Here is a 20,973-nt window from a genome sequence, read left to right on the forward strand (position 1 = left end):
CCCCGCCAAGCAGCCGGTCGGGTGGGTCGAGGACTTCAAGGGCGTGGCGTTCGATACCTATCGCTCGCCCGTCACCGGGCGGATGGAGCAACGCTGGACCGGGCGGCCGGTCACATTCCGTATGCCGATCATCGGGCAGGAACCGGTCGAAACGGTGACGCTGCCCAGGGCGTGGTGGGTGCCCGCCGAACAGGTCGAGGTGATCGACCGGCTGCGCCTGCACGGCATCGCGTTCGAACTGATCGATGCGCCGCGCACGCTGACGCTGGACCGCGTGCACCTGACCGACGCAAAGGTCCGCCCCGCACAGGATGGACGCCTGCCACTGGATGCCCGTTTCGAGCACCGGACGACACGCGAAACGCTACCCGCCGGGACGATCCGCGTGCCCGTCGACCAGCCGCTCGGCCTGCTCGCGGCGGCCCTGCTCGAGCCGGAGGCACCCGATTCGTTCCTGGCCTGGGGATTCTTTCCCGAAATGCTTTCGTCGCCGCCCGGTGCCGAGGATTTCGTTGCGGCACCGCTGGCGGCGGCATGGCTGGCGCAGCACCCGGTGCTGAACGCGGCCTTCCAGCGCAAGCTGCGCGACGATCCCGGCTTTGCCGCCGATCCCGATGCGCGGCTGGAATGGGTGACGCGGCACCTGCCCGACCGCAGCCGGTTTCACATGACCTATCCGATCGCGCGCGAACCCGCCTGACGCGGATTGCCGAACGCGAATAGCGTGCGGGGCGGTTGGCGCGTGACGCGGTGCCGCCGCCACCGCTATAGGAGCGCGATGGTTCGCGTAATCCCGGCTCTGTTGGCGATGTTCTCGCTGCTTATCGCGGTCCCCGCCCCGGCGCAGCAGCAAGGCGGCTTCGACCTGGCAGGCCCGGCGCTGAGCGTCACGGTCGAGCGCGGCGGCGTCGTATTGCCGATCACGGCAGTGCCCGCGTTGCAGGCGGGCGACCGGCTGATCGCGAAGGCCGCTTTCCCCGACGATCAGGCGGCACGCTACATGCTGATCGCCGCGTTCCTGCGCGGCGCCACCAATCCGCCGCTCAAAAAATGGTTTTCGCGCGCCGAAACCTGGCGGGAAAAGGACAACACGCTGGAAATCATCGTGCCGGAGGGGGCGGAACAGGCGCTGTTGTTCCTTGCCCCCGAAACCGGCGGCGGGTTCGATGCGGTGCGCGACGCGGTCCGCGGGCGGCCCGGCGTGTTCGTCCGCGCGGCACAGGATCTGTATCAGGCATCGCTCGACCATGCGCGGCTGGACGCGTTTGTCGGGGCGGTGGGGCGGATCGGCGACGCCGATCCCGCGCGGCTGGGTTCGGTCGCGCCGGTGCTGGCCAAGTCGCTGGGGATCAAGCTGAACGCCGAATGCCTGTCGCGCCCGCGCGCATTGCAGGCGACATGCCTGACGCAGAACCGCGAGACATTGGTGCTGCAGGCGCAGCGCGGCACGACATTGGCCGAGACACTGACCGGCACCCCCGTCGACCTGGCCTATCGCATCGCCGCCACGCCGGAGGCGGGTGCTGGTTATTACAGCCCCTATATCGGGCTGGCGCGCGATGTGGCGCGGCTGTTCGGCGCATTTCGAACCGCGCAATATCAATATCTGCCCGCGCTGTCGGTCAGTCAGGGGCAGCAGATCCACCTCAAGCTCAATGCCGCGCCGTCATTTCAGAATCCGCGATCGGTCCTCGTCGCGCCGCTGCCGCCGATCGGCGTCGCTGCGCCCCCTCGCTGGCAGGCGGGCGGTCAGGATTCGGTATGCCTCGCACGACCGGAAGCGACGCTGCCGCTTGAGGACGCGTCGCTGCTTTACGCCACCGGCTATGCCCGCGACCTGTCGCTGGCCGTCACCGGCAGCGACGGCGCGACCCGCAGGCTGCCCGTAACCGCCGATGCCGAAGCGGGCGGCGTCCGCATCAACGCGCGCGACGGCCTGCCCGATCTGGGCAGCGTAACGGGGGCGGTGCTGCGCGGCAAATGGGGGTTCGACGACTTTTCGGGTCCTCGCCTGCCCGGCGTGCTCGACGCTCCCGGCGCGTGGCAGGCGCGGCCCGATGCAACGGTGATCGTCGGGCGCGAACACAAGCTGACGCTGCATGGCGGGGCCGCTGCCTGTGTGTCGCAAGTCGCGCTGGGGGCACCCGAAGGCGCCAATCGCAGCGTGGCATGGAAAATGACCGCCCCCGACCAGATCGAGACCCTGTTGCCGCTAAAGGCCGTGCGCGCGGGGCCGCTGTCGCTGGCGGTCGCGCGATATGGCGCCGACCCGCCGCAGACGATCGCGCTGACCGGTCGGGTGGAGGCGAGCCGCATCGACGGCTTCACCGTTCATGCGGGCGACCGGCAAGGCGTGCTGCGCGGCGCGCGACTGGATCAGGTCGCGCAATTGTCGGTCGGATCGCTGCGCTTCACGCCCGGCGCGATCACGCGCGACGGCGATGGCGACCGGCTGACCATGCTGGCCGAGGCGCCTGTCGAACAGGTTCCCGGCGCGATGGACGCCGCTGTCACGCTGAAGGACGGGCGCACCACGCGCGTGCGCGCCGCCATCGCCCCGCCCCGGCCCCTCGCGCGCCTTATCAGCCGCAAGGCCGCGTATCAGGCGCCCGACGGCGTGCTGCCCATCATCCTGCCCGACGCGTTGTTGCCCGAGGGCGGGCGACTGGACTTCTCCTTCCGCGTCGAGAACGGTCCGCTTCGCGACGGGATCGAGATCGCGACGCGCGACGGCACGACCGCCCGGCTCGATTTCAAGACGGGTGCGCTGCAACGCATCGGCGAGGATGTGGTGGTCGCCAGCGTCGCGCCGCACGCGCTGTTCGGGCGCAGCGTCGCCGGCCCCTTGCGCTTCCGCCTGCTCAACGACGGCGCCCCCGGCGACTGGCAACCGCTGGCGCAGGTCGTCCGCCTGCCCGAACTGACCGGCCTGTCCTGTCCCGGCGACACAGGCGAATGTTCGCTTGCGGGGCGCGAACTGTTCCTGATCGCCGCCATCGGGGACAACGCCGAGTTGACTTCGTCCACCAAGGTTCCGATCGGTTTCGTCGGCGCCACCATCACCGTGCCGCGCCCGGCGGGCGGCGCGCTGTTCCTTCGCCTGCACGACGCGCTGGACGCGCCGGTGCGAATGAACCTGCCCGGACCGCAGGGGTAAGTCCGCCTTCGCGCTTGTCGAAGGGCCGTGACGGGGGATAAGCGCGGGCGATGCAGTTCTGGGCCTATCTCATCCGCGATGCCGATGGCGCGCTTCACCGCGGCCATGGCGACGATCCGAACACCACCTTGTCGGCGATGCCCGGCGCGACCCTGATCTGGTCACAGGCGTTCGACACGGCCGAAGCGGCGGCAGCGGCGGCGGATCGCGCACCCCCGCCGGTGATCGTGCTGGTCCGCCCGCAACTGGGCGAGAATATCGGCAAGGCGGCGCGCGCGATGCTGAACTTCGGCCTGACCGAGATGCGCCTCGTCGCCCCGCGTGACGGCTGGCCCAATCCCGCCGCCGGTCCCGCCGCCAGCGGCGCCGACATCGTGCTGCGACAAGCGCGCGTGTTCGACAGCGTGCACGATGCAGTGGCCGATTGCGCGCATGTCTATGCCACCACCGTCCGCAAGCGCGGCGTGACCAAGCCGGTGGTGACGCCGGAGCAGGCCGCGGCCGGCATTCATGGCCGCACCGGCCGCTCCGCCATCCTGTTCGGGCCGGAGCGATCGGGGCTGGAAACCGACGATGTGGCCATCGCCCGCGAAATCCTGACCGTGCCGATCAATCCCGATTTCGGCTCGCTCAATCTGGCCCAGGCGGTGATCCTGGTCGCCTATGAATGGTCGAGGCATGTCGCGCTGGTGCAGCCGACCGATACCGAACTCGATCCGCCCGCCAGCCAGGCCGATCTGGATGGCATGATCGCGCAATGGGACACGATGCTGGCAGGCGCCGGTTATTTCTTTCCGGTCGACCGCATTCCCACGATCCGGCGGACGATGCGGACGCTTCTGACCAAGCCCGCCTGGACCGCGCAGGAAGTGCGGACGGTGCGCGGCATGTTGACGGCGCTGGCGCGGCCACGCGACCGGTCGGGGGAGATGTGATGGGCGAACTCTGCACGCTGACGCTGTCGTGCGACGACCGGCCGGGGCTGGTCGCGGCGGTGGCGGGGTTTCTGGCGGGGCATGGCGGCAATATCGTCGATGCCCAGCAATTCGACGACCGGATGAACCGCCGCTTTTTCATGCGGGTGGTGTTCGAACTGGCGTCGGGCGACGCCGCCACCATCCGCGCGGCATTCACACCCCTCGCCGTCGAACATGGCATGGCGTGGAAGCTGCGCGGCGCGGGCGAGCGGCAGCGCGTGGTGCTGATGGTATCGAAATTCGACCATTGCCTGGGCGACCTGCTGTATCGCCGGCGCGTCGGCGAGCTGGACATGGATGTCGCCGCCATCGTGTCGAACCATCCGCAAAGCGTGCTGAACGTCGGCGGGATCGGTGACATCCCCTTCCACCATTTGCCCGTCACGCCCGACACCAAGCCTGAACAGGAAGCGCGGGTGAAAGGGATCGTCGAGGAGACCGCCGCCGATCTGGTCGTGCTGGCGCGTTACATGCAGATATTGTCGGACGATCTGGCGGGCTGGCTGTCGGGCCGGTGCATCAACATCCATCACAGTTTCCTGCCCGGATTCAAGGGCGCCAAACCTTATCACCAGGCTCATGCGCGCGGAGTGAAGATGATCGGCGCGACCGCGCATTACGTTACCGCCGACCTGGATGAAGGGCCGATCATCGCGCAGGATGTCGAGCCGATCAGTCATGCCGATACGCCCGAAGATCTGGTCCGCAAGGGCCGCGACATCGAACGCCGCGTGCTGGCGACGGCAGTGGCCCACCACCTGGAGGACCGGGTGCTGCTGAACGGCAACCGGACCGTCGTCTTCCGCAACTGACGGTAATGTCCGAAACCGCTTGCCTGTCGGCGGGCGGCGCGCGAACCTCCGCCCGTAACAGGGAGAAAACACCGGATGTTTCGCCACTTCGCCGTGCTGCTGCTCGCCGGCACCGCCGCCCCCGCATTCGCACAGGAAGCCACGTCGCCCGCCGCCACCGCGCAGGCGCCCAGCCGGCTGTTCACCGGCAGCGACCTGTTCAGCCTGGAACAGGCCAGCGACCCGCAGATCAGCCCCGATGGTTCGCGCATCGCCTATGTCCGCCGGTCGGGCGACATCATGTCCGACCAGATGCGCTCGGCCATCTGGCTGATCGACACGAAAACCGGCGTCCAGACCCCGCTGGCCGCCGGGCCGGGTTCGCACAGCAGCCCGCGCTGGTCGCCCGACGGCACGCGCCTTGCCTATGTCTCCGCTGGCGAGGGGCAGTCACCGCAACTCCACGTCCGCTGGATGGCAAGCGGAGAGACGGCACGCATCACCGGCATGGCGGACAGCCCCGACGCGCTCAGCTGGTCGCCCGACGGTCGCCAGATCGCCTATGTCATGCGCGTTCCGGGTGAAGGCATGAAGCTGGGCAAGGCGCCGCCCAAGCCCGAAGGGGCCAAATGGGCCGAACCGCTGGAGGTGATCGACCGCGTGACCTATCGCGCGGACGGCGCGGGCTATCTGAAGCCGGGTTACGACCATCTGTTCGTGGTTTCCGCCGACGGCGGCGCGCCGCGCCAGCTGACCTTCGGCGATTTCAACGATGGCGGCCCGTTGAGCTGGTCACGCGATGGCCGCGCGATCGTGTTCGCCACCAACCGCCGTGCGGACTGGGAACGGGAGCCGAACGACAGCGACATCCATTCGGTCGATGTGGCCAGCGGTGCGCTGACCCAACTGACGCGCCGCTATGGTCCCGACGCGGCCCCTGCGGTGTCGCCCGACGGCGCGCGCATCGCCTATCTCGGCTATGACGACAAACGCCGCAGCCATGAACCGGCGCAACTGTATGTCATGGACCGCGACGGATCGAACCCGCGCTCGCTGACCGCCAGTCTCGACCGCGAAATCGACACCGCCGTCTGGGCGAAGGACGGACGCAGCATCTTCGTGTCCTATGACGACCACGCGGTGAAGAAGGTCGCGCGCATCGACCTGAACGGTCGCGTGACGCCGGTGGTCGACGGGCTGGCGGGCGGCGGGCTGGACCGGCCCTATACCGGCGGCACCTTTTCGGTCTCGAACGACGGGCGCGTCGCCTATACCGGCGGCGACTGGCGCAAGCCTGCCGATGTGTGGCTGAACGGCAGGCCCGTGACACAGCTCAACGAGACCTGGCTGGCGGGCAAGGCGATGGGCCAGCTTCGACCGCTGGACGTGACCTCAAAGGACGGCCGCAAGATCGATTCGTGGCTGGTGCTGCCGCCGGGCTATCAGCCGGGCGCGCGCGTGCCGCTGATCCTCGAGATCCATGGCGGGCCGCACACTGCCTATGCGCCGGTGTTCTCCAGCGATTATCAGCTTTACGCCGCCGCCGGTTACGCCGTGCTCTACACCAACCCGCGCGGGTCGACCTCCTACGGTGCCGAATTCGCCAATCTGATCGACAAGAATTACCCGGCGGAGGACTATGACGACCTGATGGCCGCCGTCGACGCCGCGATCGGCGCGGGCGTGGCCGATCCGAACAACCTGTTCGTCACCGGCGGCTCGGGCGGCGGCGTGCTGACCAGCTGGATCGTCGGCAAGACCGACCGATTCAAGGCGGCGGCGACGCAAAAGCCCGTCATCAACTGGATCAGCGAGGCGCTGACCATGGACGGCACCGGCTTTACCTCGCGTTACTGGTTCGCCAAACAGCCATGGGAAGACCCGATGAGTTATTGGGCGCGCTCGCCGCTCAGTCTGGTCGGCAACGTCAAGACGCCGACGCTGGTGGTGGTCGGCAGCGAAGATTATCGCACCCCCGTCAGCGAGAGCGAGCAATATTACGCCGCGCTGCAAATTCGCGGCGTTCCGACAGCTTTGGTCAAGGTGACGGGCGCCAGCCATGGCGGCTTCACGGCACGGCCCAGCCAGTCCGCAGCCAAAGCGTCGGCGATCCTGGCGTGGTTCGACAAATATCGCGGCAGCGCGGCCGCGGCGACCGCCGGGAACTGATTCGCGCGGCACCCCGGCTCGCTGGCCGGGGTGCCAAACGGCTTACCCCTTCAACATGCGGATGATGCCCGAAAAGTCGGTGGCGGCATCCCCGCCATCGACGAACCGCTGGTAAAGCTCGGCCGCGCGCGCGCCCATCGGCGTGTCGGCCGACGCGCCCGCCGCCGCATCCATGGCGAGCCGCAGGTCCTTCAGCATCAGCGCGGCGGCGAACCCGCCCTGATACTCGCGGTCGGCGGGCGTTTCCGGTCCGACGCCGGGCACGGGGCAATAGCTCGTCATCGACCAGCTCTGCCCCGATGCCTGCGACGCGATGTCGTAAAAGGTCTGGAGGTCCAGCCCCAGCTTTTCGGCCAGCGCAAAGCTCTCGCACGTCGCGATCATCGTCGCGCCCAGCAGCATGTTGTTGCAGATCTTGGCCGCCTGTCCCGCGCCCGCGCCCCCGGCATGGATCACCGCCTTGCCCATCTCGTCCAGATAGCCCTGCGCGCGCTCGAACGCCTCGGCGCTGCCACCGACCATGAAAGTCAGGGTGCCTGCATTGGCCGCAGCGATGCCACCCGACACCGGCGCGTCGACCATGGCAAAGCCCTTTTCCACGGCCCGTTCGGTTACCGCGCGGGCCGTGGCGACGGGAATGGTCGAACAGTCGATCAGGATCGCGGCACGCGGCGCGGTTGTGAGCACGCTGTCGTCATAGACGCTTTCGACATGCGTCCCCGCGGGCAGCATCGTCACCACCGCCTCGGCATCCTCACATGCGGCGGCGGCGCTTTCGGCGGGCAGGCACCCGGCCTTCTTCGCGCGCGCCAGCGCTTCTTCGGACAGGTCGAAGGCGCGCACGTCATGCCCTGCCTTGGCCAGATTGGCGGCCATGCCGCCGCCCATATTGCCCAGCCCGATAAATGCGATGCGGGCCATGTCAGCGCCCCTTCCAGTTGCCGGGACGCTTTTCGACAAAGGCGGTCATGCCCTCCTTCTGGTCCTCGGTGCCGAACAGTCCGTTGAACAGGCGGCGTTCGAACTGGACGCCCTGCGCCAGCGGCATTTCGAACGCGGCGTTCACCATTTCCTTGTTCGCCAGCACCGCCAGCGGGGCCATGCCCGCGATGGCGGCGGCGGTTTTCATCGCATCCTCGACCAGATCGGCGGCAGGGACGATGCGCGCGACAAGCCCTGCCCGCTCGGCCTCTTCGGCATCCATCATCCGGCCGGTCAGCACCATTTCCATTGCCTTGGCCTTGCCCACCGCATGGGCCAGCCGCTGCGACCCGCCCATGCCTGGCGTCACGCCCAGCTTGACCTCGGGCTGGCCGAACTTTGCCGTGTCCGCCGCCAGAATGAAGTCGCACATCATCGCCAGCTCGCACCCGCCGCCCAGTGCATAGCCCGCGACCGCCGCGATCACCGGCTTGCGCGTCCGCCCGAACGCCTCCCAGCCGGAAAAGTGATTGCCGCCATACATGTCGGCAAAGCCCATGTCCGACATCTCCTTGATGTCGGCACCGGCCGCGAACGCCTTTTCGCTGCCGGTGATGACGGCGCAACCCTGCCCGCCATCGGCATCGAACGCCGCCAGCGCGGCGAGCAGGTCGGCCAGCACCTGTGCGTTCAGCGCGTTCAGCGCCTTGGGCCGGTTCAGCGTGATGAGCGTCACGCGCTCTCGCCGTTCGACAAGGATCGTTTCATAATCGGTCATGCGGGGTTCCATTCCTCATCGGCGGGCAGCGGCGCAAAGATGCGGTCGATCAGGTGATCGCTGACGCCGCGGGGGGTGTCGGGGTTCCAGCGCGGGGCATTGTCCTTGTCGACGATCACCGCGCGCACGCCCTCGACAATGTCGGGGCGCTGGACGACGTGGGAGGCGACGGCGAATTCCTGGCGCATCTCATCCTCGAAACTGGGCATGGCGCGCCCGTCGAGCAACAGCTTCAGGCTGACCTTCATTGCCTGCGGCGACTTGGTAGCCAGCGTGTCGCGCTGCCGGCGCGCCCATTCGCCGCCGTCTTCGTCCAGCGCGGTCAGCACGTCCTCCAGCCGGTCGCTGGCGAACAGCCGGTCGATGGCGTCGCGGTGGGCGAGGATGCGCGCATCGGGCGCAGGGGTGGACAGGGCGTCCAGCACGTCCTCGATCCCCGCCGGGTCGGCGGCGATGCGGCGCTTGGCCTCTACCAGCGCATCGGCGGGCAGGTAATGCGACGCCAGCCCCAGCGCGAGACATTCCGCCCCGTCCAGCCGATGGCCGCTCAGCGCCAGAAACTGCCCCATCCGCCCGTCCAGCCGCGACAGATACCAGCCGCCGCCGACATCGGGGAACAGGCCGATCGCGGTTTCGGGCATGGCGAAGCGCGTGTTCTCGGTGGCGACACGATAGCGCGCGGGCTGCGAAATGCCGACGCCGCCGCCCATGGTGATGCCGTCCATGAACGCCACCACCGGCTTGGCAAAGGTGAACAGCCGGTGGTTCATGGCATATTCGACGCGGAAGAAATCGCGCGCCGCCTGTCCGTCGCCCGCGCTGCTCTCGGCGATCAGGCGGATGTCGCCGCCCGCGCAAAAGCCCCGGCCCTCGGCATGGTCGATCGTCACGGCCTGTAGCGCGGGATCGTTCGCCCACTCGCCCAGCGCATCCAGCATCACTCGGCACATATCGGCGGTCAGCGCATGGATCGCCTTTGGCCGGTTCAGCCGGATGCGGCCCAGTGCGCCGTCGCGTTCGATGATGATGTCGTCGGTCAAACCACTCTCCCGCAAACCCCTCCACCATGCTCCGCATGGTCCCCCTCCCCGTGCCGGGGAGGGGTTTTGTCAGTCGCCGCGCAACAGATCGCGCCCGACGATCATCCGCATCACCTGATTGGTTCCCTCAAGGATCGAATGCACGCGCAGATCGCGCCAGAAACGCTCGACCGGGTAATCCATCAGATAACCATAGCCGCCATGCAGTTGCAGCGCGCGGTCGGCCACCGCCGATCCGGTGTCGGTCGCCAGCCGCTTGGCCATGGCGGCGAACCGCGTGCGATCGGGCGCGCCCGCCGTCACCTTGCCCGCCGCCATGTAGAGCAGCGCGCGCGCCGCCTCCAGCTCGGTCGCCATGTCGGCCAGCATGAACTGCGTGTTCTGGAAGTCGGCGACGGGCCGCCCGAATTGCTGGCGCTCCTTGGTATAGCGCACCGCTTCGTCCAGACACCGCTGCGCGCCGCCCAGCGAGCACGCGCCGATGTTCAGCCGCCCGCCGTCCAGCCCCGTCATCGCAATGCGGAACCCCTCACCCTCTTCGCCCACCAGATTGGCGACGGGAACGCGCACATCCTCGAACGTGACGGCGCGGGTGGGTTGCGAATGCCAGCCGAGCTTGCGTTCGTTCGCGCCAAAGCTGACGCCGGGCATGTCGCGTTCGATCGCCAGGCACGAAATGCCCTTTGGCCCCTCACCCCCGGTGCGGACCATCACCAGATACAACTCGTTCTCACCCGCGCCGGAGATGAACTGCTTGGTGCCGCTGACGACGAAATGATCGCCGTCGCGCACCGCCCGCGTCTTGAGCGCGGCGGCGTCCGAACCCGATGACGGTTCGGTCAGGCAATAGCTGGCCAGCCATTCGGCCCCCACCAGCCGGGGCAGGTAACGGTCCTTCAGCTCGGCCGAGGCAAAGCGGTCGAGCATCCATGCGGCCATGTTGTGGATCGAGATGAACGCGCTGGTCGACGGACAGCCATGGGCCATTGCCTCCATGATAAGCGCCGCTTCCACGCGGCCCAGCCCGATGCCGCCCGATTCCTCGCGGACATAGATCGCGCCGAACCCCAACTCGGCGGCGGCCTTCACCGTGTCACGCGGGAAGATGTGCTTTTCGTCCCATTCGGCGGCAAAGGGAGTGATGCGGTCGGCGGTGAAGCGGCGCGCCAGTTCCTGAATTTCGCGCTGCTCGTCTGTAAGATCAAACTGGGGGGTCAGGTCGAATTGATCGGTCATTCGGTCAGCTTCCACATCGGGTATAGGTGACGGGGTCCAGTCCCGCTTCGGTTCGGGTCAGCCGCTCGCCATCGGCCGACAGCGCCAGCGTGGCGCGCCGCGTCCAGCTCTCGCCCTCGCCCGACATGTCCAGGCGCAGCGCGATTTCACGCGGGGCACGGCGTTCGATCTCGCTGGCGCGGCCCTCGCTTTCATAGAACATCAGCCGGTCGGCCTCGACATCGACGCGCATCGTTGCCGCCTGCCCGCATCCGTCGCGCCCGGCCCAGGTGCCGCGCCATTCGGCGGGAATGGCGTCGATCGCGCCCGTCACGGCCTCGGTTTCGCTCGGGCCAGGTTCGGGCGCGGGCGTTTCGGTCGGCTCGGGCGTGGGCGCCGCGGGGCTTGGCGCGGCCGTGGGCACCGCGACGGACACGTTGCTTTCGCTGTCGTCGTCCGCACTGCCACAGGCGGCGAGCAACAGCGCCGCGGCGATCGTCAACTGCTTCATGGCACAGGCCCCTCCTTCAGCACCCGAGCGTCGTACCAGGTGTCGAGCAATGCGGTGTCATTGCCCCGATACCAGCGCGGCGCGGGCAATCCCCTTGCCCAAGCCACGGCCTCGACAAGGGTTCCCTGCGCGCTCGGCACGTCGACCGTTGCCGCCTGCGCCGCGATCGGATCGGCAAAGGCGGCATCGGCCGACACGAAGCGCCAGCCGCGCCGCTTCATCTCTGCGATCAGGTCGGGAAGGAAGCGTGCCGCCAGGTCGGTTTCGTGCATCAGCATGACCTGGACCGGCGAGCGTCCCGTGGCCCTGACCGCCAGCGCGTCGTAAACGTCGGCGGCGTCCGCCTGCGTCTCGACATAGAGCGCACGCAGCCCCTCAATATCCAGCACCTTGCCCGCCGTGACCGCGTCGATCGTCCGTTGCTCGATGTGCCAGTCGACGCCATCGGCGGTGACATAGCCATTGGCCAGCCGGCGGGCGGCAAGCGCCGCGCGGATCGCGTCGCGCTTCACCTTGTCGCCCTGCCCCTCGTCCAGATAGGGGAAGCGATACCAGGGGCGGAAACCCGGCCGCCCGCGCAGCCACGCGTCGGCACGGTCGATATCGGCGATATAGGCTGCCGCCGGCGTCTTGCTGGCAGCCAGGTGCGAGAAGCCGTGATTGGCAATGACGTGGCCGGCGCGGACATAGGCGGCGATCCGCGCCTCCCCGCCAGCGCCCTCGGGCCTGGCCAGCGAGCCGGGATTGACGAAGAACGCCGCGCCGCGCACCCCGCCCTCGTCCAGCGCCGCGACGATGCGCCGCGTGCGCTCGTCGGGTGAATACCAAGCCCCCGGCGACCGCGGCACGTCGTCGAAGGTCAGCGCGATCAGCCGTTGCGCCTGCGCCGGTATCGCCGTCAGCAACGCGATCAGGATCAGCAGCGCACGCATGTTACCCCATCGTCGGAATGACAAAGGCATTGCTTCCGTCCGGCGAACCATCGGGCCAGCGTTGCGTCACGGTCTTGACCCTGGTCCAGAAGCGCACGCCCTCCATCCCATGCTGGTTCACGTCGCCGAATGCCGAACGCTTCCACCCGCCAAAGCTGTGATAGGCGACGGGCACCGGGATCGGCACGTTGATGCCGACCATGCCGACCTCCACCCGCGCGGCGAATTCGCGCGCGGCATGGCCGTTGCGGGTAAAGATCGCGACGCCATTGCCATATTGATGCTGGCTGGGCAGCCGCACCGCCGTTTCGAAATCGGGCGCGCGCACGATCTGGAGGACGGGGCCGAAGATCTCCTCCTTATAGGACTGCATGTCGGGCGTCACCCGGTCGAACAGGCTGGGACCGATGAAAAAGCCCTGTTCATGCCCCTGAAGGCTGAACCCGCGCCCGTCGACGACCAGCTCCGCGCCCTCGTCCACACCGGTCTGGATCCAGTTTTCGACGCGCTGCCTGTGCGCGGCATTCACGACGGGGCCATAATGCGCCTCCGCATCAGTGGACACGCCCACGCGCAGGCCGGCGATGGCAGGAATCAGCTTTTCACGAAGCGCATCGGCGGTCTTGTCGCCCACCGGCACCACGACGGGCAGCGCCATGCACCGCTCTCCCGCCGAACCGAACGCCGCGCCCGACAGGTCGTTGACGACCTGATCCAGATCGGCGTCGGGCATGACGATGCCGTGGTTCTTGGCCCCGCCCATCGCCTGCACGCGCTTGCCCGCCTCGACCCCGCGGCGATAGACATAATGGGCAATGTCGGACGAACCGACAAAGCTGATCGCTCCGATCGCCGGGTGGTCGAGAATCGCGTCGACCATTTCCTTGTCGCCGTGAACAACCTGCAAAATACCCTCCGGCGCACCCGCTTCGCGCATCAGTTCGGCAAGGCGGACGGGGACGGAAGGGTCGCGCTCCGACGGTTTCAGGATGAAGGCGTTGCCGCACGCGATCGCCACGCCGAACATCCACATCGGGATCATCGCGGGGAAATTGAACGGCGTGATGCCCGCGCCGATGCCGATCGGGGTCCGCATCGAATACACGTCGATGCCGGGTCCGGCGCCGTTGGTATATTCACCCTTCAGCGCGTGCGGGATGCCGCAGGCGAACTCGACCACCTCCAGCCCGCGCTGAATGTCGCCCCTGGAGTCGGCAATCACCTTGCCATGTTCGGACGACAGCATCTGCGCCAGCGCGTCCATGTTCGCTTCCACCAGTTCCTTGAACCGGAACATCACGCGCGCGCGGCGTTGCGGGTTGGTCGCGGCCCATGCGGGCTGCGCGGCCTGTGCCGCGGCAACGGCGGCGTCCAGCAGCGCGCGGTCGCCCAGCGGCACCGTCGCCTGCACCTGACCGCTGTTGGGATCGAACACGTCGCTGGTCCGCGCAGAGCCGATGCCGGCATGACCCGCAATGAAATGGTCGATCGTCCGCATCCTCAATCTCCTGTCAGGCTATCGGCCCGTATCTGGTTTCATTCGCAACTAGCAGGGTGGCGGGCGGTCCCGCAACACCGAGTCGAGGTCGCCGGGCGTGTTGATGTTGGCAAGCGACGGGGCGTCGAGCGCCACCGCATCGCACGCTGTGGCCCAACCACGCATCGACCGGCGCGGGTCGGTCGCGACGAAATGGTCGAGCAGCGCGGCATGGCGCACCGGCCAGATACCGATGATCGGCAGGCCGTCGACAAAGGCCGCGTCGCCTCGCGCCGCCAGCATCGCCAGCATCGCCAGCAGCGCGTGCGGCACGGCGGGCGTGTCGCATCCCAGCGTCAGCACCGCCTCGGCGCCGATGTCCGCCCCGTGATGCAGCGCCGCGTTCAACCCGCCCAGCGGCCCCAGTCCCGGCGCGGGGCGATCGGGCACGCCACGGACGCCCGGCCAGTCACGCCCGACCACGACCAGCGCGTCGCAATGCGGCCCCAGCGCCGCCAGCGCATGATCGATCAGCGCGCGGCCATCCAGCAGCGCCGCCGCCTTGTCGCTGCCGAACCGGCGCGATTCGCCCCCGGCCAGAACCGCGCCCAGGATCATGGCACCGCCAGCATCATGTCGGGTCGCGCCAGCACGACCAGCCGCAGTCCCGCTTCGCGCGCCCGCTCGACCGCCAGCGTCGTCGGCGCGGAGATCGTCACCAGCAGCGGACAATTCGCCAACGCCGCCTTCTCAACCAGTTCGAACGAACAGCGCGAGCTGAGCAGCGCGAACCCGCCATCCCAGCCCAGCCCGCCGCTCGCCATCGCGCCGATCAGCTTGTCGAACGCATTGTGGCGGCCGACATCCTCGCGCACCAGCCGGATCGTGCCGTCAGCGGTGGCCAGCGCAGCGGCATGGACGCCCCCCGTCGCGCGATTCAGCGGCTGATGATCGCGTAAGCCCGCCAGCGCGGCGAAACAGGCCGTATCGCCCGCGTCGCTGGTCGCGGTGACGCGCGGCAGCGGACGCAGCGCCTGTTCCAGATTCTCGATCCCGCACAGCCCGCACCCGCTTTCAGAAACGCGGTGCCGCACCCGGGCCGCCACGCGCGCGGCGCGTTCGGGGGTCAGCATGGCGCGCGCAATGATGCCGCGGTCGGTCGGGTGCAGGTCCAGCTCCACCAATTCCTCCGCCCGCTCGATCAACCGTTCGGCCAGCGCAAAGCCCGTTATCAGATCGTCCAGATCGGCGGGCGTTGCCATCAGCACGGCATAGCCGATGCTGTTGAACTCGACCGCGATCGGCCGCTCGACCGCGACCGCGCGCTCGATCGCCCGCGTCGCGCCGTCGCGGGCGATGGCGTCAAAGCGCATCAGCTTCGCCGGATCAGGCACGCGGATGCGCGTTCCGATAAACATCGAGCAGATGCGCGGCATCGACGGCGGTATAGATCTGCGTCGACGCCAGGCTGGCATGGCCCAGCAGTTCCTGCAACGCGCGCAGATCGGCGCCCCGGCCCAGCAGATGCGTGGCAAAGCTGTGGCGCAGTGCATGGGGCGTGGTGCGCTCGGACAGGCCAAGGCGCACCCGCGCGGCGCGCACCGACCGTCGGATGATCGCGGGCGACAACGGCCCGCCCCTCGCCCCGCGAAACAGCGGCGCTTCCCCCGACAGCGGGTAAGGACAGGCAGCAGCATAAGCCTGTATCGCGTCGCGCACGGCCGGCAGCAGCGGCACGACCCGCACCTTCGCGCGCTTGCCCATGACGCGCAGCGTATCGCCCAGCGGCATCACCCCGCCGGTCAGCGCCATCGCTTCCCCGATGCGAAGCCCCGCGCCGTAAAGGAGCAGCAGCACCGCCCAGTCGCGCGCCGCGATCCAGGGTTCGCGCGCATCCTCCGCCACTTCCTCGGCCAGCGCGACTGCTTCGGCGGGGGCAATGGGGCGCGGCACGCCCTTTTTTACGCGCGGGCCGGAAACGCGCGGCGGCGGCGCCCCGGCAAAGGCCATCAGCGCGCGCACCGCCGACAATTCGCGCGCGGTCGATGCATTGCCCAGCCCCGCTTCGCGCCGCGCCGCCAGAAACGCGCGCAGATCGGCCTGGCTGACCCGCGACAGGTCAGCGGCGGCAACCGGGCCGCCCCAGTGCAGCCGCAGAAACGCCAGCAACCGCTCCGCCGTCGCCTGATAGGCGCGGACCGTATGCGCCGAGCGCCGACGGTCGCGGGCCAGATGCCGGGCAAAGGCGATGGGAAGCGGCGCGTCGGTCACGGCCGCGACGCTACCCCATGCGATGCCCCACGGGAACCGTTCAGTCGGCGAACAGCAGGACCGGCGTTTCGAGCAGCTTGCGAACCGCCTGAACATAGTTGGCGGCGTCCCAGCCATCGACGACGCGGTGGTCGCAGCTGATCGACAGGTTCATCAGCTTGGCACGGCGGATGTCATCGCCGTCGAAGACGGGGCGCTCGACGATCTTGTTCGGGCCGATGATCGCCACTTCGGGGCGGTTGATGACCGGCGTGGTGGCGATCCCGCCCAGTGGCCCCAGCGAGGTGACGGTGATGGTCGAGCCGGACAGTTCGTCCGACTTGGCCTTGCCGGTGCGCGCGGCATCGGCCAGTCGCGTGATCTCCGCCGCCAGTTGCCAGACATTCCTGTCCTGCGCGTCACGGATAACCGGCACCATCAGCCCGGCATCGGTCTGCGTCGCCATGCCCATGTGCACCCGACCCGAACGCGTCACCACGCCCGCTTCATCATCATAGCGCGCGTTCAGCATCGGAAAGTCGAGCAGCGTGCGACAGATCGCCACGATCAGGAACGGCAGCAGCGTCAGCTTGGGCCGGTCGCCGCGATTGACGTTCAGGTCGCCGCGCATCGCCTCCAGCGCGGTTACGTCAATTTCGTCGACATAGGTAAAGTGCGGGATCGCCCGCTTCGACGCGGCCATGTTTTCGGCAATGCGGCGACGCATCCCGATGACCTTGACCTGCTCGTCATCGCGCGCGCGGCTGGCGTGCGGCGCGTGATATCCCTGCGCCGCGCCGTAACGCAGGAAGGCGTCCAGATCGGCATGGCGGACATGCGCCCCTTCATGCCGCACCTGCGACAGGTCGATACCCAGATCCTTGGCCCGCGCGCGAACGGCCGGCGACGCGAGCACCTTTGCCTTGTCCGCAACCGGCGCAGGTGCCGGGGCGGCGGGGGTCGGGGTCGGCGTTTCGACAGGTGCGGGCGCTTCGATGGACGCCACTTCCTCGACGCCGGGATTCTCGGCCTCGACCTGCTCCTCGCCCACCGGCGCGGTGGGCGCGTCGCCTTGCGCGGGTGCGTCATCGCTCTCCGCGCCTTCGGTTTCGATCACCACCAGCGTCGATCCGATCGGCACCTGATCGCCGACCTCACCCGCCAGTTCGACGACGGTGCCCGCGACCGGCGATTCCATTTCGACCGTCGCCTTGTCGGTCATCATGTCGGCCAGGCTCTGGTCTTCCTCGACCCGGTCACCGACCTTGATGTGCCACGCGACGATCTCGGCCTCGGAAATGCCCTCGCCGATATCGGGCAGGCGGAACTTGAACAGCGCCATGGGGTCAGTCCTTCATGATCTTTTTCAGCGCCTGTCCGATCCGCACCGGGCCGGGGAAATACGCCCATTCAAGGCTGTGCGGATAAGGCGTGTCGAACCCGGTCACACGCTCGACCGGGGCCTCCAGATGGTGAAAACAGCGTTCGGTGACGAGCGCCGACAATTCCGCGCCGAAACCGGCGGTGCGCGTGGCCTCATGGATAATCATGCAGCGGCCGGTCTTTTTGACCGACGCCTCGATCGCCTCGATATCCAGCGGGACCAGCGTGCGAAGGTCGAGGATTTCGGCATCGATGCCCGCTTCCTCCACCACCGCCTGCGCCACATGCACCATCGTGCCATAGGCCAGGATGGTCAGGTCGCCGCCTTCGCGCACGCACGCCGCCTTGCCCAGCGGGATGCGATAATAGCCGGTCGGCACCGCGCCGCCGGGATGCGCCGACCAGTTGCGCGCCGGGCGATCCCAATTGCCGTCGAACGGGCCATTATAGATGCGCTTGGGTTCGAAGAAGAGAACGGGGTCGTTGTCCTCGATCGCGGCGATCAACAGCCCCTTGGCGTCATAGGGTGTGGCCGGAATGACGGTCTTCATCCCCGATACATGGGTGAAGATGCCCTCCGGCGACTGGCTGTGCGTCTGTCCGCCGAAAATGCCGCCGCCAAAGGGGGAGCGAACGGTCAGGGGCGCGGTAAACTCCCCGCCGGAGCGATAGCGCAGCCGCGCCGCTTCCGACACGAGCTGATCCAGCGCGGGATAGATGTAATCGGCGAACTGGATTTCGGGGACAGGGCGCAGGCCATAGGCGCCCATGCCGATCGCCACGCCGATGATGCCGCATTCGGTGATCGGCGTGTCGAACACGCGCGTCTTGCCGTATTTTGCCTGCAATCCGGCGGTCGCGCGGAAAACACCGCCGAAATAGCCGACATCCTCCCCCATCACCACGACATTGGGGTCGCGCGCCATCATCACGTCCATGGCCGAATTGATCGCCTGGATCATGTTCATGCGGCCGGTGTCGCCCGCCGCATCGGCTTCGCCGTGCATTTCGTTCACTTGCGCGCCCATGGCCGTCCGCTCGCTTCTTCCTCGGCCAGCATCTGGGCCTGTTGTTCCTTGAGGTGCCAGGGCATTTCCTCGAACACGCCGTCGAACAGCGTGTCGAGCGGCTGGAGCAGCCCGTGGCCAAGGATGCCGTTCGCCTCGGCTTCCTTCTGCGCCTTCTTCACCGTTTCGGCGAGTTCCAGATCCTGTGCGGCATGGGCATCCTCGTCCCATTCGCCGATCGCGATCAGATGGTCGCGCAGTCGGCGGATCGGGTCGCCCAGCGGCCATTCGCTCGCTTCTTCGGCCGAGCGATAGGCAGTAGGATCGTCGCTGGTCGAGTGGCCCTCCGCCCGATAGGTGAAATGCTCGATCAGCGTCGGGCCGGCATTGGTGCGCGCCCGCTCCGCCGCCCATTCGGTCGCGGCATAGACCGCCAGCGGATCATTGCCGTCGACGCGCAGCCCGGCAATTCCATAGCCCAGCGCCCGCGCGGCGAACGTGGTCGCCTCGGCGCCAGCAAAGCCCGAAAAGCTGGAAATCGCCCACTGGTTGTTGACGACGTTCAGGATGACCGGCGCGCGATAGACGGTGGCAAAGGTCAGCGCCGAATGGAAATCGCCCTCCGCGGTCGACCCCTCGCCGCACCATGTCGCGGCGATGCGACTGTCGCCCTTGGCCGCGCTCGCCATCGCCCAGCCCACGGCCTGCGGATATTGCGTGGTCAGATTGCCGGAGATCGAGAAGAACCCGTGATCCTTCGCCGAATACATGATCGGCAGCTGCTTACCCTGCAGCTTGTCGCCCCGGTTAGAATAAATCTGGTTCATCATCTCGACCAGGCTGTAGCCGCGCGTGATGAGGATGCCCTGCTGGCGATAGCTGGGGAAACACATGTCGTCGCGCTGCATCGCCATGGCGGCGGCGACCGACACCGCTTCCTCGCCGGTGCACTTCATGTAGAAGCTGGTCTTGCCCTGTCGCTGGGCGCGGAACATGCGTTCGTCGAACGCGCGCACCAGCACCATGTTACGCAACATCAGCCGCAGCATATCGGACGACAGACGCGGCGCCCAAGGCCCCACGGCCTGCCCCTGATCGTCCAGCACGCGCACCAGTCCATAGGCCAGTTCGTGAAAGCTGTCGGCGGCATCGCCCGGTTCGGGGCGGCGCGCGGCGCCGGCGGGCGGCACGTCGATATGGCTGTAATCCACCTTGTCGCCGGGCCGGAATCGCGGTTCGGGCACATGCAGCGACAAGGGCGGGCGATTGGCGGGGGGGGCGCCTGTCAAACCATGCTCTCCAAGGATTCCGGTGCCGTTCGGGCACGCGAACAGATCATCATTGACGCGTTATTATAAAATTACAACGCGCTTGGCGAGGGGCAAAGTCGCTTCTGAAACCACCTGTGGCAAAAGACGGTTGACTTGACCGCTTTCCAGAACAGAGTATGAACAACTCGGTTCAATCGAGTTGTCATGCCCGCTACCCTGGCCGAACTCCGCGCGACGCTGAATGCGATTGAAGGCAACGGCTTTCGTCGTCGGCCTGCCTTGCCCTTCGGCATCGGCGCGGTCGATGCGCGGTTGGCGGGGGAAGGGCTGCGGCTCGACGCGCTGCATGAAGTAGCGGGGGAAAGCACCGGCCTGGCCGACGATGCCGCCGCCACGCTGTTCCTGGGCGGCATCGCCGCGCGGGCATGGGGCACGGTGCTTTGGGTCGCAAGCCGCCGCGACCTGTTCGCGCCGGGACTGGTGCAAGTGGGTCTTGCCGCCGAACGTGTCCTTTATGCCGAAGCCGCCGACGATGCCGAAGCGCTGGCATGGATGGAGGAAGGGCTGCGCCACCGCGGGCTGGGCGCGGTGGTGGGTGAGGTCAGGCGCGTGGGCCTGCCCGCCACGCGCCGCCTGCAACAGGCGGCGGAAGGTGGCCGGACGATTGCGCTGTTGCTCAAGCGGCATGGGCGCTCGGGCACCGATCCGCTGGGCGCGCCATCGGCGGCGGTGACACGCTGGCGGATCAGATGCGCGCCGGCGACAACGGCATCGGGTCGCGCGCGCTGGCATGTGACGCTGGTGCGCCAGTTGGGCGGCGAACCGGGGGAATGGCGGTTGGCGGGATGTGACGCGACGGGGCGCTGCGCGCTGCCTGTCCGGTCGCCTGCCCGGCTAACGCGCGCAGATGCGATTGCCGCGCCGCCCGAAGCTGCGACCCATCGGGCGACGATATCGCGTGAAGTGACGGAAGCCTGCCGAGCCATCAAGGCGGCATAATCCGTTCGCCGGTTCCGCAAGCCCGCACCCGTTGCGGTCGAGGTCCACGGCATCCAGCAAACCGGCGCACGATCGGCGCCCGCACAGCCTGCCGC

The 20,973-nt window shown here is 68.0% G+C and carries 18 protein-coding genes and 1 pseudogene; 6 read left to right on the plus strand and 13 right to left on the minus strand.

The features are described 5' to 3' along the window. The 5 genes and pseudogenes from VL973_RS07450 to VL973_RS07470 all read left to right on the plus strand — a co-directional run. Nucleotides 1-700, plus strand: a pseudogene (locus tag VL973_RS07450) (carboxypeptidase); the annotation flags it as partial. Nucleotides 701-778: 78 nt separating this feature from the next. After that, nucleotides 779-3,157: a hypothetical protein gene (locus VL973_RS07455; protein ID WP_325283397.1), complete on the plus strand. Its 2,379-nt coding sequence runs from the start codon at nucleotides 779-781 to the stop codon at nucleotides 3,155-3,157. A 50-nt stretch (nucleotides 3,158-3,207) separates the two neighbouring features. After that, nucleotides 3,208-4,092: an RNA methyltransferase gene (locus VL973_RS07460; RefSeq protein WP_325283398.1), complete on the plus strand. Its 885-nt coding sequence runs from the start codon at nucleotides 3,208-3,210 to the stop codon at nucleotides 4,090-4,092. Continuing rightward, nucleotides 4,092-4,946, plus strand: a complete 855-nt coding sequence (gene purU, locus VL973_RS07465; protein WP_325283399.1) for a formyltetrahydrofolate deformylase — start codon at nucleotides 4,092-4,094, stop codon at nucleotides 4,944-4,946. The genes VL973_RS07460 and purU overlap by 1 nt, the downstream gene beginning before the upstream one ends. Before the next feature lie 75 nt (nucleotides 4,947-5,021). Continuing rightward, the gene (locus VL973_RS07470; protein ID WP_325283400.1) at nucleotides 5,022-7,094 is read left to right on the plus strand and encodes a S9 family peptidase; all 2,073 of its coding nucleotides are present in this window, start codon (nucleotides 5,022-5,024) and stop codon (nucleotides 7,092-7,094) included. A gap of 42 nt (nucleotides 7,095-7,136) precedes the next feature. On the opposite strand, the gene mmsB is transcribed toward VL973_RS07470, so the two are convergent. The 13 genes from mmsB to VL973_RS07535 all read right to left on the minus strand — a co-directional run bounded on the left by mmsB (nucleotide 7,137) and on the right by VL973_RS07535 (nucleotide 19,897). Beyond that, nucleotides 7,137-8,015 carry a 3-hydroxyisobutyrate dehydrogenase gene (gene mmsB / locus VL973_RS07475; RefSeq protein ID WP_325283401.1) on the minus strand — a complete coding sequence of 293 codons (879 nt, stop codon included), beginning with the start codon at nucleotides 8,013-8,015 and terminating at the stop codon, nucleotides 7,137-7,139. Between the two features lies 1 nt (nucleotide 8,016). Then, nucleotides 8,017-8,793: an enoyl-CoA hydratase gene (locus tag VL973_RS07480; RefSeq protein ID WP_325283402.1), complete on the minus strand. Its 777-nt coding sequence runs from the start codon at nucleotides 8,791-8,793 to the stop codon at nucleotides 8,017-8,019. Then, the gene (locus VL973_RS07485; RefSeq protein ID WP_325283403.1) at nucleotides 8,790-9,833 is read right to left on the minus strand and encodes an enoyl-CoA hydratase/isomerase family protein; all 1,044 of its coding nucleotides are present in this window, start codon (nucleotides 9,831-9,833) and stop codon (nucleotides 8,790-8,792) included. Before VL973_RS07485 ends, VL973_RS07480 begins: the two co-directional genes overlap by 4 nt. Before the next feature lie 69 nt (nucleotides 9,834-9,902). Next, complete coding sequence (locus VL973_RS07490) at nucleotides 9,903-11,069, minus strand: acyl-CoA dehydrogenase family protein (protein WP_325283404.1); 1,167 nt, start codon at nucleotides 11,067-11,069, stop codon at nucleotides 9,903-9,905. A gap of 4 nt (nucleotides 11,070-11,073) precedes the next feature. Further along, nucleotides 11,074-11,559 (minus strand): hypothetical protein, encoded by a 486-nt coding sequence (locus VL973_RS07495; protein WP_325283405.1) that lies wholly within the window; start codon nucleotides 11,557-11,559, stop codon nucleotides 11,074-11,076. Next, the gene (locus VL973_RS07500; RefSeq protein ID WP_325283406.1) at nucleotides 11,556-12,491 is read right to left on the minus strand and encodes a polysaccharide deacetylase family protein; all 936 of its coding nucleotides are present in this window, start codon (nucleotides 12,489-12,491) and stop codon (nucleotides 11,556-11,558) included. Before VL973_RS07500 ends, VL973_RS07495 begins: the two co-directional genes overlap by 4 nt. 1 nt (nucleotide 12,492) lies before the next feature. Next, nucleotides 12,493-13,989 carry a CoA-acylating methylmalonate-semialdehyde dehydrogenase gene (locus VL973_RS07505; protein ID WP_325283407.1) on the minus strand — a complete coding sequence of 499 codons (1,497 nt, stop codon included), beginning with the start codon at nucleotides 13,987-13,989 and terminating at the stop codon, nucleotides 12,493-12,495. A 48-nt stretch (nucleotides 13,990-14,037) separates the two neighbouring features. After that, nucleotides 14,038-14,586: a molybdenum cofactor guanylyltransferase gene (gene mobA / locus VL973_RS07510; protein ID WP_325283408.1), complete on the minus strand. Its 549-nt coding sequence runs from the start codon at nucleotides 14,584-14,586 to the stop codon at nucleotides 14,038-14,040. Then, a complete protein-coding gene (fdhD, locus tag VL973_RS07515; protein WP_325283429.1) occupies nucleotides 14,583-15,341 on the minus strand; it encodes a formate dehydrogenase accessory sulfurtransferase FdhD in 759 nt (252 codons plus the stop codon). Before fdhD ends, mobA begins: the two co-directional genes overlap by 4 nt. A gap of 13 nt (nucleotides 15,342-15,354) precedes the next feature. Continuing rightward, nucleotides 15,355-16,239, minus strand: coding sequence for a tyrosine recombinase XerC (locus VL973_RS07520; RefSeq protein ID WP_325283409.1), 885 nt, complete (start codon nucleotides 16,237-16,239; stop codon nucleotides 15,355-15,357). 40 nt (nucleotides 16,240-16,279) lie between these two features. Then, entirely contained in the window at nucleotides 16,280-17,560 is a 1,281-nt protein-coding gene (locus tag VL973_RS07525) for a dihydrolipoamide acetyltransferase family protein (RefSeq protein WP_325283410.1), read from the minus strand. Between the two features lie 4 nt (nucleotides 17,561-17,564). After that, complete coding sequence (locus tag VL973_RS07530; protein ID WP_325283430.1) at nucleotides 17,565-18,569, minus strand: alpha-ketoacid dehydrogenase subunit beta; 1,005 nt, start codon at nucleotides 18,567-18,569, stop codon at nucleotides 17,565-17,567. Nucleotides 18,570-18,613: 44 nt separating this feature from the next. Continuing rightward, nucleotides 18,614-19,897, minus strand: coding sequence for a 3-methyl-2-oxobutanoate dehydrogenase (2-methylpropanoyl-transferring) subunit alpha (locus VL973_RS07535; protein WP_325283411.1), 1,284 nt, complete (start codon nucleotides 19,895-19,897; stop codon nucleotides 18,614-18,616). Between the two features lie 186 nt (nucleotides 19,898-20,083). On the opposite strand from VL973_RS07535, the gene VL973_RS07540 reads away from it, so the two are divergent. Further along, nucleotides 20,084-20,878, plus strand: coding sequence for an ImuA family protein (locus tag VL973_RS07540; RefSeq protein WP_325283412.1), 795 nt, complete (start codon nucleotides 20,084-20,086; stop codon nucleotides 20,876-20,878). Nucleotides 20,879-20,973 lie beyond the last annotated feature (95 nt).

Origin of the sequence: Sphingomonas sp., from assembly GCF_035490575.1 — a bacterium.
In the GTDB taxonomy this organism is placed as follows: Bacteria; Pseudomonadota; Alphaproteobacteria; order Sphingomonadales; family Sphingomonadaceae; genus Sphingomonas.

Excerpts from the sequence above, each read along its gene's own strand:
- VL973_RS07540 (WP_325283412.1), top strand. The coding sequence starts at position 20,084 with ATGCCCGCTACCCTGGCCGAACTCCGCGCGACGCTGAATGCGATTGAA.
- VL973_RS07490 (WP_325283404.1), bottom strand. The coding sequence starts at position 11,069 with ATGACCGATCAATTCGACCTGACCCCCCAGTTTGATCTTACAGACGAG.
- VL973_RS07455 (WP_325283397.1), top strand. The coding sequence starts at position 779 with ATGGTTCGCGTAATCCCGGCTCTGTTGGCGATGTTCTCGCTGCTTATC.
- VL973_RS07500 (WP_325283406.1), bottom strand. The coding sequence starts at position 12,491 with ATGCGTGCGCTGCTGATCCTGATCGCGTTGCTGACGGCGATACCGGCG.
- purU (WP_325283399.1), top strand. The coding sequence starts at position 4,092 with ATGGGCGAACTCTGCACGCTGACGCTGTCGTGCGACGACCGGCCGGGG.
- VL973_RS07530 (WP_325283430.1), bottom strand. The coding sequence starts at position 18,569 with ATGAACATGATCCAGGCGATCAATTCGGCCATGGACGTGATGATGGCG.
- VL973_RS07525 (WP_325283410.1), bottom strand. The coding sequence starts at position 17,560 with ATGGCGCTGTTCAAGTTCCGCCTGCCCGATATCGGCGAGGGCATTTCC.
- VL973_RS07470 (WP_325283400.1), top strand. The coding sequence starts at position 5,022 with ATGTTTCGCCACTTCGCCGTGCTGCTGCTCGCCGGCACCGCCGCCCCC.
- VL973_RS07495 (WP_325283405.1), bottom strand. The coding sequence starts at position 11,559 with ATGAAGCAGTTGACGATCGCCGCGGCGCTGTTGCTCGCCGCCTGTGGC.
- VL973_RS07480 (WP_325283402.1), bottom strand. The coding sequence starts at position 8,793 with ATGACCGATTATGAAACGATCCTTGTCGAACGGCGAGAGCGCGTGACG.
- fdhD (WP_325283429.1), bottom strand. The coding sequence starts at position 15,341 with ATGCGCTTTGACGCCATCGCCCGCGACGGCGCGACGCGGGCGATCGAG.
- VL973_RS07505 (WP_325283407.1), bottom strand. The coding sequence starts at position 13,989 with ATGCGGACGATCGACCATTTCATTGCGGGTCATGCCGGCATCGGCTCT.
- VL973_RS07460 (WP_325283398.1), top strand. The coding sequence starts at position 3,208 with ATGCAGTTCTGGGCCTATCTCATCCGCGATGCCGATGGCGCGCTTCAC.
- mmsB (WP_325283401.1), bottom strand. The coding sequence starts at position 8,015 with ATGGCCCGCATCGCATTTATCGGGCTGGGCAATATGGGCGGCGGCATG.
- mobA (WP_325283408.1), bottom strand. The coding sequence starts at position 14,586 with ATGATCCTGGGCGCGGTTCTGGCCGGGGGCGAATCGCGCCGGTTCGGC.